Source organism: Mycobacterium sp., from assembly GCF_049683935.1.
Taxonomy (GTDB): domain Bacteria; phylum Actinomycetota; class Actinomycetes; order Mycobacteriales; family Mycobacteriaceae; genus Mycobacterium.
The window spans coordinates 1-12,936 of record NZ_JBAUJR010000370.1 but is presented as its reverse complement, the minus strand read 5'-3'; the positions used below and the strand labels follow the sequence as shown (position 1 = coordinate 12,936).

The following is a 12,936-nucleotide window of genomic DNA, read 5'->3' as shown; positions in this document are numbered from 1 at the left end:
GGTCGGGTGTGGTCGCGACCGCCGTGCGCACCGTCGCCGGATCACCGGGCCAGCCGGAGCCGGGCCGCACCGGCGAGTCGAACAGCCTGCCGGTGCGTGGGTGGGGCAACTTCACGACTCCACTGTGTCTCACCAAGGCCGACGACGGAAAATCGGTCGTGCAGGCCACGTGTGCGCTGCTAGATTCGCCGCGATACCTCATGACGCAAGGACAAGCGCCGACGCGGCGCGGACCGATGATGATGATCCTGTTCGCGGCCCTGATGGCCGGGGCGGGCAACGGCATCTCGATCGTCGCGTTTCCCTGGCTGGTACTGCAGCGCACCGGCTCGGCCCTCGATGCGTCGATCGTCGCGATGGCAGGCACGCTGCCGCTGCTGGCGGCGACGTTGATCGCCGGGGCCGCAGTCGACTTCCTCGGACGCCGGCGGGTGTCGATGATCTCCGACGCGCTGTCCGCGCTGTCGGTGGCGGCGGTGCCGGTGCTGGCGCTCATATTCGGGGCACAGGTCGTCAACGTCGCCGTGTTGGCCGGACTGGCGGCGCTCGGCGCATTCTTCGACCCGGCCGGGATGACCGCCCGGGAGACGATGCTGCCCGAGGCGGCCACCGGGGCGGGGTGGACCCTCGACCACGCCAACAGCGTGTACGAGGCGATCTTCAACCTCGCCTACATCGTCGGCCCCGGTATCGGCGGCCTGCTGATCGCCACGCTCGGCGGCGTCAACACGATGTGGGTCACCGCCGGAGCGTTCGGCCTGTCGATCGTCGCCATCGCCGGACTGCGCCTCGAAGGCGCCGGCACCCCCGATCCGGCGGCACGAACCGGTGGCGTGTGGGCCGGAATCCTCGAGGGCCTGCGGTTCGTCTGGAACAACCGGGTGCTGCGCACCCTCGCGTTCGTCGACCTGACCGCAACCGGGCTCTACATGCCGATGGAGAGTGTGCTGTTCCCGAAGTACTTCACCGACCGCAACGAGCCGGCGCAGCTGGGCTGGGTGTTGATGGCGTTGAGCATCGGCGGGCTGGTCGGCGCCCTGGGCTACGCGGTGATGTCGAAGTACATGCGCAGGCGGACCGTCATGTTGATCGCGCTGCTCACTCTCGGGGTGGCGATGACCGTCATCGCCTTCCTGCCGCCGCTGCCGATCATCCTCGTGCTGTGTGTCGTCGTCGGCTTCGTCTACGGCCCGATCGCCCCGATCTACAACTACGTCATGCAGACCCGCGCGCCCCAGCACCTGCGCGGCCGGGTCGTCGGGGTGATGGGGTCGCTGGCCTACGCGGCGGGACCGCTGGGCCTGATCCTGGCGGGTCCGCTGGCCGACGCGACTGGCCTGCACGCGACGTTCCTGGCGCTGTCGGTGCCGATGCTGCTGCTGGCGATCGTCGCGTTGTTCCTGCCCGCGCTGCGTGATCTCGACCGCGATCCGCGAGAGGGCGTGGGCGTGCCCGAACCTGTGTCGTGACGCGCCGGTCGACGCCTACCATCGGGCACATGGAGTCCCCTGTCGAAGGCCTGATCTCGACGCTGCCCGAGGGCATGGTGATCACCGATCCCGACATCCTCGAGTCCTACCGACACGATCGGGCGGCGGACCCGAACGCGGGTACCCCGCTGGCCGTCGTCCGGCCCCGGTGTACCGAGGAGGTCCAGACAGTGCTGCGGTGGGCCACCGCCCACGGGATCGCCGTCGTGCCCCGCGGTATGGGCACCGGTCTGTCCGGCGGTGCGACGGCGCTCGACGGCGGCATCGTGTTGAGCACCGAGAAGATGCGCGACATCTCCGTCGACCCCGTCACCCGCACCGCGGTCGCGCAACCCGGCCTGCTCAACGCCGAGGTGAAGAAAGCCGTCGCCGAATACGGAATGTGGTACCCGCCGGATCCGTCGTCGTTCGAGATCTGCAGCATCGGCGGCAACATCGCCACCAACGCCGGCGGGCTGTGCTGCGTCAAGTACGGCGTCACCTCCGACTACGTGCTGGGGGTGCAGGTGGTACTGGCCGACGGCACCGCGGTGCGTCTCGGTGGGCCCCGTCTCAAAGATGTTGCGGGACTGAGCCTGACGAAGCTCTTCGTCGGCAGCGAGGGCACGCTCGGCGTCGTCACCGAGGTCACGCTGAAGCTGTTGCCCGCTCAGCACCGCGGGTGCACAGTGGTCGCGACATTCGACTCGGTGTCAGCCGCGGCCGACGCCGTCGTGACCATCACCGGCAAGATCCGCCCGTCGATGCTGGAGTTCATGGACGCCGTCGCGATCAACGCCGTCGAGGACAAGCTCAAGATGGGCCTGGACCGCAACGCCGCCGCGATGATGGTCGCTGCGACCGACGACCGCGGACCGGCGGGCGCCGAGGATGCCGAGTACATGGCCGGCGTCTTCACCGAACACGGTGCGACTGAGGTGTTCTCGACCGATGACCCGGATGAGGGAGAGGCCTTTGTGGCCGCTCGCCGGTTCGCCATCCCCGCGGTGGAGGCAAAAGGGTCCCTGCTACTCGAGGACGTCGGTGTGCCACTGCCGGCATTGGCCGAACTCGTCAGCGGTGTCGAGAAACTCGCCGAACAGCACGACCTGATCATCTCGGTGATCGCGCATGCCGGCGACGGCAACACCCATCCGTTGATCGTCTACGACCCCGGCGATGCCGCGATGACCGAACGGGCCCACACGGCGTTCGGCGAGATCATGGACCTGGCTGTGGGCCTTGGCGGCACGATCACCGGCGAGCACGGGGTCGGCAGGCTCAAGCGGCCATGGCTGGCCGGGTACCTCGGCCCCGAGGCCATGGAACTGAACCGGCGCATCAAGGCCGCCCTGGACCCGGACAACATCCTCAATCCCGGTGCGGCAATCTGACCGCACCCTTGACACAGTACCGGCACTTGTCGTACCTATAAGACATGACTGCGATTCTGTCTCAGGATGTGCCGGTGCGGTTCGAGCTGGCCAACGCCGCGACCTGGGCTGATCCCTGGCCGATGTATCAGGCACTGCGCGATCACGACCCCGTCCATCACGTGATTCCCGACGGAAAGCCCGACGCTGCCGAACCCGGCGACTACTACGTGATCTCCCGGCATGCCGACATCTGGGCAGCGGCCCGGGATCACCAGACGTTCTCGTCCGCTCAAGGCCTGACCGTCAACTACGGCGAACTCGACCTCATCGGGCTCGCCGACAACCCACCGATGGTCATGCAGGATCCGCCGGTGCACACCGAGTTCCGCAAGCTGGTCTCCCGCGGTTTCACCCCGCGGCAGGTCGAGGCGGTCGAGCCAAAGGTCCGGGAGTACGTCGTCGAGCGTATCGAGCGCATCAAGAGCAACGGTGGCGGCGACATCGTCGCCGAACTGTTCAAACCCCTCCCGTCGATGGTCGTCGCGCACTATCTCGGTGTACCCGAGGAGGATCGTGGGCAGTTCGACGGCTGGACCGATGCGATCGTCGCGGCCAGCACATCGGACGGAGGCATCGGCGGAGCGCTGGAGACGGTGGGTGATGCGCTCGGCGGCATGATGGCCTACTTCACCGCCCTCATCGAGCGGCGCCGGGCCGAACCGGAAGACGACACGGTGTCCCACCTGGTGGCCGCCGGAGTCGGAGCCGACGGTGACATCGCCGGAGTGCTGTCCATCCTGGCGTTCACGTTCACGATGGTCACCGGAGGCAACGACACCACCACCGGCATGCTGGGCGGAACCGTGCAGTTGCTGCACCAGCGACCGGATCAACGACGGCTGTTGGCCACTCAGCCGGAGCTGATACCCGATGCCGTCGACGAACTGCTCCGGCTGACCTCCCCGGTTCAGATGCTGGGGCGCACCGTGACCCGCGATGTGACCATCGGCGACGTCACCATCCCGGAAGGACGGCGCGCGATGCTCCTCTACGGGTCGGGCAACCGGGACGAACGCCAATACGGTCCCGACGCAGCAGAACTCGATGTCACCCGCAGGCCACGCAACATCCTGACCTTCAGCCACGGCGCCCACCACTGTCTGGGCGCCGCCGCGGCCCGGATGCAGTCCCGGGTCGCACTCACCGAGTTGCTCGCCCGGATACCGGATTTCGAGATCGACGAATCCGGGATCAGCTGGGCCGGCGGAAGTTATGTGCGCCGGCCTGTTTCGGTGCCGTTCACGGTCTCGACCTGATGGCCGGCGACTGGCTGGCGGGACGACGCACCGAGGTAGCCGCCGACCGCATCCTGGACGCAGCGGGCGAGTTGTTCGTCAAGAAAGAAGCCGCGACCGTCGGGATGCACGAGATCGCCACGGCTGCAGGCTGTTCGCGCGCGACGCTATACCGCTACTTCGAGAACCGCGACGCGCTCTACACCGCGTATGTGCATCGCGAGAGCTATCGTCTCTACCGCGAGATGACCGACCAGATCACCTCGGTGGTCGATCCGCGGGAACGGCTCATCGAGGGCATGTTGTCGTCGTTGCGCAATGTGCGCGAAAGCCCGGCTCTGGCATCGTGGTTCGCGACCACTCAGCGCCCGATCGGCGGTGAGATGGCCGAACAGTCACAGGTCATCAAGGCGCTCACCGAAGCGTTCGTGATCTCGCTCGGACCCGATGAGCCGGCGCTGGTCGAGCATCGGGCGCGCTGGCTGGTGCGGGTGATGACGTCACTGCTGGTGTTCCCCGGCCACGATGAAGCCGACGAGCGCAGCATGCTCGAGGAGTTCGTCGTCCCGATCGTGGTACCCGGCCAGCAGGCCGATCAGGCCACCCAGTAGGCCTGAGCCTTGATCGCCTTGCGGGAGATGTTGTAGTCCTCGCGGAGCAGCTTGGCGACTGCGCGGGTGGTCCGGTTGTCGCAGGCCACCCAGCCGAAGTGATCCACGGCGTCGAAGGCCGCTGATTCCACTGCCTGCACCAGCGATTCGCCGGCGTTCTTGCGGTCCACCCACGTCACGTCCGAGGCCCGCGACACAGGCAGTTGCTTGTCGTCGTCGTGCGCCGCTTCGAGGAAGACCTTGGCCGGCGCGTCCCCGATCGCGTCGAGCAGTGAGTTGATCGCCGGCAGGGACGCGGTGTCGCCGACGATGACGTAGCCGGCCGGGGGCGGGTCGGGCAGCGCGAAGTTGCTGCCGAGGACGGTGACCTCGATGGTGTCGCCGACCCGGGCCTGCTCGGCCCAGCGCGACGCGACGCCGTCGTGCAGCGCGAACTCGATGTCCACGGTGTTGTCGGCCGGCGCCGGATTGACCAGCGTGTAGCCCCGTTGGTGCACTTTGTCTCCGTCGGCGAACCACATCCGGACCCACATCGTCGGATGCAGCGACCGGTCGGCCAGCACGCCGCCGGCGTCGAAACTCAACCGCAGATAGTGCGCGCTGACCTGATTTCTGGCGGTGACCGTGAACTCGTAGTCCCCTGCGCGCAGCAGCTTGAGCACTGCGCCGGCGAACCCACGCGACGGCTTCGTGTCCGACATGAACCCTCGATCCGGGTGAGATTGGCTGAGAACTTAGGCCAGCTTAACCTAACTCGATGGTCGCGGGACAGGCTCGCCTACGACCGCACCCTGGTGAACCGGTGCAGCAACCAGGCCAGCGGGATCGTCGTCACCAGCGTGCAGCCGAACAGCATCCAAACCGACCCGGTGTAGATCGGATAACGCACGATCTCGACCATCACCAACTCCATCAGGATCAGGTGGATCAGGAAGATCTCGTAGGAGATCTCGCCGAGGAACACCATGGGCCGACTGGCCATCATCCGGGTGTACAGCCCCCTGTCCCCCAGGGCCAACGGCGCGACGAGCAGCGTGGCGATGACTGCGTAGAACGCGGTCTTGACGAGTCCCTCCCGCAGTTCCGCCGGCGAGGTCGTGGGCTCTCCGGCGATCGGCGTGGACACGATGACGTAGCTGACGATCGCCAACGGGACGCAGGCCAAGGCGTAGGCGCGCACCCCGAGCGGCTGTAAAGCCGCCAGCGCCATCCCACCGACGAACCACGCCAGATAGCCCGGCAGCCACAACCGTGCACCGTCGGGCAGCCAGTCGGTGTTGTGCACCAGGACCAGCCATGCCGGCGACACCAGGGCCAGCGCGACCAACCCGGCCAGCAGGAGGCGAGGCTGCCACCGCCGTCGACACAGCACGACCAACAGCAGGTAAGCCAGTAGTGGGAGCACCACGTAGAACGCGACCTCGACGGCAAGGCTCCACATCTGGGTGAGGCCCTGGTGCAGAAACGAGAACAGATAGTCGTCGGTGTAGATCTGGGTGAGCGTGAGGTTGCGGAACAGCCCCTCCCAGGTGTGCCCGGGATTGGGGCCGCCCGTGCGGAAGTGGTACACGAGATAGGCCGCGATCACGGTCACCGCGTAGGCGGGCATGATGCGGCGCACCCGATGCCAGGAGTAGCGACGCACTGACGGCGGTGTGCCACCGAAGGCGGCGGCCTTCACCCACGGTGAGAACAGCAGGAAACCCGACAGCACGAAGAAGATCGGCACGCCGATCTCCATCCGCGAATACACCAGTCCGACATAGCCCTGCGGATACTTGCCGGTGGTGTACGCGGCATGGGTCAGGACGACGAGCAGCGCTGCGACAGCGCGGATCCCGGTGAGCGAATCGACCCGCCCGGTCGCGGTGACCGACTCGAGGCCGCCCTGCGCATCGAGATCTCTGGATACGGCCATGGGACGGGTGGCCTCAGTACGACGGCCGGCGCGCCTTCGGCCCGCGATCGGGTTCGAGGTGGATCAGCTGACCCTGGATCCTGGTGTGCTCCAGCTTTTTCAGCGTCTCCCTGGACAGCTTCGCCGGGAGCTCGACCAGCGAGTAGTCCACCTTGATGGTGATGTGCCCGAAGTCGCTGCGGTGCAGCCCGCCCTCGTTGGCGATGGCGCCGACGATCGCGCCGGGCGCGACCTTGTGCCGCTTGCCGACGGCGATGCGATAGGTCGCGAGATCGCTTCGACGCTCGCGGGGCTTGCGTGATGGTCCGTCGTCACGCCCGGGGCGGTCGGCCCGCTCGCGTCGCTTCTCCGGCGGCGGCTCCTTCATCAGGAACTCTCCGCCGTCACGGCTCTGCAACGCCAGCGCCAACGCCGCGGCGATGTCGGCCATCGGGACGTCGTGGTCGCGCTCGTAGCCTTCGATCAGCTTGCGGAACAACTCGATTCCCGGCGACGTCAACGCCTCGGTGATCGAGTCGCGGAACTTCTCCACCCGCTGGGCATTGACGTCGTCGACCGACGGCAACTGCCCCTCGACGAGCTTCTGCCGGGTGACCCGCTCGATGGAGTTGAGCAGATGCCGCTCACGCGGGGTGACGAACAGCAGCGCCGTCCCGGACCTGCCCGCGCGCCCGGTACGCCCGATGCGGTGCACGTAGGACTCCGGATCGTGCGGGATGTCGTAGTTCAGCACGTGCGAGATCCGCTCGACATCGAGTCCGCGCGCGGCCACATCCGTCGCGATCAGGATGTCGAGCTTGCCGTCCTTGAGCGAGGCGATGGTGCGCTCACGTACGGCCTGCGGAATGTCGCCGTTGATGGCCGCCGCGGAGAATCCCCGAGCCCGCAGCTTCTCGGCGACCTCCTCGGTCGCCTGCTTGGTCCGGACGAACACGATCATCGCCTCGAACGGCTCGACTTCGAGCAGCCGGGTCAGCGCGTCCATCTTGCGCGGGCCGGCCACCTGGATGTAGCGCTGCAGGATGTTGTCGGCGGTTGCGGACTTGGATTCGACCCTCACCTGCACCGGGTCGTGCAGGTACTTGGTGGTGATCTTGCGGATCGCGGGCGGCATCGTCGCCGAGAACAACGCGACCTGCTTGTACTCCGGGGTGCCTTCGAGAATGCGTTCGACGTCCTCGGCGAAGCCCATCTGCAGCATCTCATCGGCCTCGTCGAGTACCAGGTAGTCCAGGTGCGAGAGGTCGAGACTGCCCTTCTCCAGGTGATCGATGACCCGGCCGGGGGTTCCCACCACGACCTGCGCGCCACGTTTGAGCCCGGCAAGCTGAGGTCCGTACGGCGAGCCGCCGTAGATCGGCAGCACGTTGACGGGCAGATGCGCGCCATAGCGACTGAAAGCCTCCGCGACCTGCAGCGCCAGCTCGCGGGTGGGCGCCAGCACCAGCGCCTGCGTGATCCGGCTCGAGGTGTCGATCTTCGACAGGATCGGGATCGCGAAGGCCGCGGTCTTGCCGGTGCCGGTCTGGGCGAGTCCGACGACGTCGGAGCCCGCCAGCATCGCCGGGATGGTGGCCGCCTGGATGGGCGAGGGTGTCTCGTAGCCGACATCGGCAACGGCCTGCAGCACCTTGGGGTGAATCTGCAGGTCAGCAAAGCTCAGGTCGCCGCTCTCCGGCTCCTCGTTCATAGACGTCATCGAGGTCGCAGTCTAGTGCCAGTTGCCGGGCTTTCCCGCCGCGCGCCTCACAGGACGCCGCACGGCCTGCCGGTACGGTGCGCACTTGTGAATTGGTCGGCGGTCCTCGGCGCGGTGGCGAGCGTCGCCGCGCTGACCGTTGCGGGCTGCGGGTCAGGCGACTCCACCGCGTCGAAGACACCGGAACCGACCAGCGCATCTCCGACGGCCGACACACCCGCGATCCCGGAACCGGCTCCGTCGACGGGCCCAGCACCCGGCCCGCCGGCGGCCAACGATCCCTGCGCGACCGACCTCGCCGCCCCGGAAATCCTCAGGGCGGTGTCCGAACTGCCCCGCGACCCCCGCAGCGAGCAGGCCTGGAACCCCGAACCGCTGGACGGCAACTACAACGAGTGCGCGCTGCTGTCGGCGGTGATCATCAAGGCCAACACGAACTCGGAGAACCCCAACACCCGGGCGCTGCTGTTCCACCGCGGAAAGTTCATCCCGACGGGTGTGCCCGACACCTTCGGCTTCAACGGTCTGGACAGCTCGCAGACCACCGGCGACACCGTCGCGCTCCAGTACTCCGGTGGCGTGCCCGGGCTGGCCAGCGTGGTGAAGTTCCGCTGGAACGGCAGCGGGGTGGAACTGATCGGCAACACCGGCGGCTGAGTGTCCGCGGAATAGCGTTCCTGGCTGTGAATCGGACCTCGGCAGCGACCCGGAATGCGCTTCCGCGGGCGGCGGGGGTGTCGGTGGGTGCGCTTACAGTGACTGAGTGTTCGTCACCGACGACGGCGCCGGAGAAGTCCGCGTCGTCTACAGCGCCTCCGATCTCGCCGCCGCCGCGCGCTGCGAGTACGCGCTGCTGCGTTCGTTCGACGCCCGGTTGGGATGGGGGCCCGCGACGTCGGCGGACGACGAACTGCTCAGCCGCACCGCCGAACTCGGCGGCCAGCACGAGCAGCGCCACCTGGATGAACTTCGGCAGCGGCCGGAGTTCGGTGACATCACGGTCATCGGCCGGCCGGAGTACACGGTCGCGGGTCTTACGGCTGCTGCCGCTCAGACGCTGGGGGCGATCGAACACCGCGCACCGGCCATCTACCAGGCCGCCATGTTCGACGGCCGATTCGTTGGCTTCGCCGACTTCCTGCTGATCGAGAACACCCCCGACGGGCAGCGCTACCGGTTGCGAGACACCAAGTTGGCCCGCTCGGTCAAGGTCGAGGCCCTGCTGCAACTGGCGGCCTACGCCGACACGCTGACTGCGGCGGGTGTTCCGGTGGCACCCGAGGTCGATCTGGTGCTGGGCGACGGAACCGCCGTGAGTTACCCCGTCGACGAACTGCTCCCGGTGTACCGGCCGCGCCGCGAGGCACTGCAGCGGTTGTTCGACGACCATCTGGCCGGCGGAAGCCCGGTGGCGTGGGAGGACGGCGACATTCGCGCCTGCTTCCGCTGCCCCGAGTGTGAGGTGCAGGTCCGCGCCCACGATGACCTGCTGCTGGTCGCCGGGATGCGGGTCAGCCAGCGGGCCCGACTGATCGACGCGGACATCACCACCGTGCACGACCTCGCCGGGCACCGCGGCCCGGTTCCCGAACTGTCGGCTCGCGTGGTCACCGCCCTCACCGCGCAGGCGCGCCTGCAGGTGGCAGAGCGGGTCGACGGCAAACCTCCGTACGAGGTCGTCGATCCGCAGCCGCTGATGGTGTTGCCCGACGCCGACAGAGGCGATCTGTTCTTCGACTTCGAGGGCGATCCGCTGTGGACGGTCGACGGCCGCGAGTGGGGGCTGGAATACCTGTGGGGAGTGCTGACCACCAAAGACGAATTCACCCCGTTCTGGGCGCACGACCGGGCCAGCGAGCGTCAGGCGCTCGTCGACTTCCTGGCCATGGTCCGTAAACGGCGCAAGCGGTTTCCGGGCATGCACATCTACCACTACGCGGCCTATGAGAAGAGCACGCTGCTGCGACTGGCGGGACGCTACGGCGTCGGCGAGGACCAGGTGGACGCGCTGCTGCGCGACGGTGTGCTGGTCGATCTGTATCCGCTGGTACGCAAGAGTATTCGGGTAGGCAGCGAGAACTACAGCATCAAGTCGCTCGAGCCTCTCTACATGGGCAACGAGCTGCGAAGTGGCGAGGTCACCACGGCGACCGCATCGATCACCGAATACGCCCGCTTCTGCGGGCTGCGCGACGAGGGCCGCACCGATGACGCGGCGACGGTGTTGAAGGAGATCGAGGAGTACAACCGCTACGACTGCCGGTCGACTCATCGGCTGCGTGACTGGCTGGTCGCGCGAGCCATCGATTCGGGGGTACCGCCACGCGGCCCGGTGGTGGTGACCGACGACACGACACCGGACGCAGTCGAGGTCGACGCCGTCGACAAGAAATTGTCGAAGTTCGCCGGCGACGGCGTCGAAGCACGCACCCGCGAACAGGTGGCGGTCGCAATGTTCGCCGCCGCCAAGGGTTTCCACAGACGTGAGGACAAGCCGTTCTGGTGGGGCCACTTCGACCGGGTCAACAATCCGGTCGACGAATGGGCAGACAGCGGTGGCGTGTTCGTCGCCGAGGACCACGAACTCGTTGCCGATTGGCACCAACCGCCGAGGGCCCGAAAGCCCCAGCGGCACATCCGGTTGTCAGGTGAGATCGCCAGCGGCGACCTGACCAGGGAGATGTACGCGCTCTACGATCCACCCTCACCGGCCGGTCTTGCCGACGATCCGGATCGGCGGGGATTCGGCATGGTGACGGTGCTCGACTGCGACGACCCCGACGTGCCCACCGCTGTCGTGGTGTGTGAGCGGCAGCCCAAGGACGGCGGCCCGCACACCCAGATGCCGTTTGCGCTCACCCCCGGCCCGCCGATCAGCACCAAAACGTTGCAGGATGCCGTCAGCGACGCCGCGGCCACCGTCGCCGACGGCCTGCCGGCACTGCGCACCGACGCCATGACCGATCTGCTGCTGCGCACGCCGCCACGCACGATCAGCGGCGACCCGCTGCCGCGTGGTGACGATGCCGCGGCGGTGATCACCGGCGCGCTGCTCGATCTCGACTCGTCGTATCTCGCGGTGCACGGACCGCCCGGCACCGGCAAGACCTTCACCTCCGCGAAGGTGATCGCCACGCTCGTCAACACCCACGGGTGGCGCATCGGCGTGGTCGCTCAGGCACACGCGGTCGTGGAGAATCTGTTCGGCGACGTGCTGAAAGCCGGAGTGGACGGCGCCCGGGTCGGCAAGAAGCTCAACACCGTCAGCACAGGCTGGACCGAGCTGGCGCCCGATGACTTCGCCGAATTCATCGGACAAGACGGCTGCGTCGTCGGTGGAACCGCGTGGGACTTCGCCAACGCCAACAGGATTCCTGCAGCCAGCCTCGACCTACTGGTCGTCGAAGAGGCCGGGCAGTTCAGCCTCGCCAACACCATCGCGGTGTCGCGGGCGGCACAGAATCTGCTTCTGCTCGGTGACCCCCAGCAGCTGCCACAGGTCAGCCAGGGCACGCATCCCGAGCCGGTGGACGGCTCCGCACTGGCCTGGCTCGTCGACGGGCACAGCACACTGCCTGCCGAACGCGGCTACTTCCTCGATCGTTCGTACCGGATGCATCCCGACGTCTGCGCGGCGGTGTCGCGGCTGTCCTACGACAGCAAGCTGCACTCGCACGAAGCGGTCACGAGCGCGCGAAACCTCGACGGTGTCGCGCCGGGAGTGCAGGCACTGCTCGTCGACCATGACGGCAACGCCACCGAGAGCCCCGAAGAAGCCGCGGCGATCGTCGCTGCGGCAGCCGGCCTGCTGGGTGCGGCGTGGACCGACGAGGACGGCACCCGGGCGCTGACCCAGCACGACGTACTGGTCGTCACCCCGTACAACGCCCAGGTCGCGCTGATACGGCGGCAGTTGGACGCGGCAGGGCTCGGTGATGTGCGCGCAGGCACCGTCGACAAGTTCCAGGGCCGGCAGGCACCTGTGGTGTTCGTGTCGATGACGGCGTCGTCGGTCGACGACGTGCCTCGTGGAATCGCGTTCCTGCTCAACAGGAATCGGCTGAACGTCGCCGTCAGTCGAGCCAAGTACCTCGCGGTGATCGTGCGCTCGACGCAGCTGACCGAGTATCTGCCCGGTACGCCGGATCGACTGGTGGAGTTGGGGGCGTTCTTGGCGCTGACCGAATGTGATACACCGACGAGGTGACCGAAACGCTCCCCGAACGGCTCGCGACGATTGTCGGTGCGTCCTACGTGAGCGTCGATCCCGATGTGCTGGACGGCCGCAGCGTCGACCACACCGGACGCTATCGGGGCCGGGCCAGTGCGCTGGTGCGTCCCGCCTCCGAAAACGAGGTCGCCGAGGTGCTGCGCGTCTGCCACGACACCGGTGTCTGCGTCACCGTGCAGGGCGGCCGGACGTCTCTGGTGGCCGGCACCGTGCCCGAATACGACGACGTCCTGCTCTCGACGGAGCGGTTGGGCGGCGTGGGTGAGGTGGACGTGGTGGAGCGCCGGGTGCACGTTGGTGCCGGGGTGACGCTGGCCGAGGTGCAGCGCGCGGCGAG

General features: G+C 67.6%; 10 protein-coding genes and 1 pseudogene. 7 read left to right on the top strand and 4 right to left on the bottom strand.

Features of this window, described 5'->3' with window-relative positions; genetic code table 11:
- A pseudogene (locus WA965_RS21450) lies at positions 1–109 on the bottom strand (uracil-DNA glycosylase); the annotation flags it as partial.
- A 91-nt stretch (positions 110–200) separates the two neighbouring features.
- On the opposite strand from WA965_RS21450, the gene tap reads away from it, so the two are divergent.
- Genes tap through WA965_RS21430 form a run of 4 tightly spaced genes read left to right on the top strand, consistent with a single transcriptional unit; the run spans position 201 to position 4,751 of the window.
- Complete coding sequence (gene tap, locus WA965_RS21445; protein WP_526295777.1) at positions 201–1,469, top strand: multidrug efflux MFS transporter Tap; 1,269 nt, start codon at positions 201–203, stop codon at positions 1,467–1,469.
- A gap of 29 nt (positions 1,470–1,498) precedes the next feature.
- Complete coding sequence (locus WA965_RS21440; RefSeq protein ID WP_526295775.1) at positions 1,499–2,863, top strand: FAD-binding oxidoreductase; 1,365 nt, start codon at positions 1,499–1,501, stop codon at positions 2,861–2,863.
- A 44-nt stretch (positions 2,864–2,907) separates the two neighbouring features.
- The gene (locus WA965_RS21435; RefSeq protein ID WP_526448045.1) at positions 2,908–4,161 is read left to right on the top strand and encodes a cytochrome P450; all 1,254 of its coding nucleotides are present in this window, start codon (positions 2,908–2,910) and stop codon (positions 4,159–4,161) included.
- Positions 4,161–4,751, top strand: a complete 591-nt coding sequence (locus WA965_RS21430; RefSeq protein WP_526301907.1) for a TetR/AcrR family transcriptional regulator — start codon at positions 4,161–4,163, stop codon at positions 4,749–4,751. The genes WA965_RS21435 and WA965_RS21430 overlap by 1 nt, the downstream gene beginning before the upstream one ends.
- Here WA965_RS21430 and WA965_RS21425 read toward each other — a convergent pair.
- From WA965_RS21425 to WA965_RS21415, 3 genes are all read right to left on the bottom strand, one after another.
- The gene (locus tag WA965_RS21425; RefSeq protein WP_526301905.1) at positions 4,736–5,452 is read right to left on the bottom strand and encodes a siderophore-interacting protein; all 717 of its coding nucleotides are present in this window, start codon (positions 5,450–5,452) and stop codon (positions 4,736–4,738) included. The two genes, WA965_RS21430 and WA965_RS21425, sit on opposite strands and share 16 nt — an antisense overlap.
- A gap of 77 nt (positions 5,453–5,529) precedes the next feature.
- Positions 5,530–6,669, bottom strand: coding sequence for an acyltransferase family protein (locus WA965_RS21420; RefSeq protein WP_526301903.1), 1,140 nt, complete (start codon positions 6,667–6,669; stop codon positions 5,530–5,532).
- A gap of 13 nt (positions 6,670–6,682) precedes the next feature.
- Complete coding sequence (locus WA965_RS21415; protein WP_526301901.1) at positions 6,683–8,368, bottom strand: DEAD/DEAH box helicase; 1,686 nt, start codon at positions 8,366–8,368, stop codon at positions 6,683–6,685.
- Positions 8,369–8,455: 87 nt separating this feature from the next.
- Here WA965_RS21415 and WA965_RS21410 point away from each other — a divergent pair, with 87 nt between their 5' ends.
- The 3 genes from WA965_RS21410 to WA965_RS21400 all read left to right on the top strand — a co-directional run.
- A complete protein-coding gene (locus WA965_RS21410; protein WP_526301899.1) occupies positions 8,456–9,025 on the top strand; it encodes an LppP/LprE family lipoprotein in 570 nt (189 codons plus the stop codon).
- Between the two features lie 106 nt (positions 9,026–9,131).
- On the top strand, positions 9,132–12,575 hold the full coding sequence (locus tag WA965_RS21405) for a TM0106 family RecB-like putative nuclease (RefSeq protein ID WP_526301897.1): 3,444 nt from the start codon (positions 9,132–9,134) through the stop codon (positions 12,573–12,575).
- Between the two features lie 29 nt (positions 12,576–12,604).
- Positions 12,605–12,936, top strand: a 332-nt coding sequence (locus WA965_RS21400; protein WP_526448046.1) for an FAD-binding oxidoreductase, incomplete at its 3' end; no start/stop codon positions are given.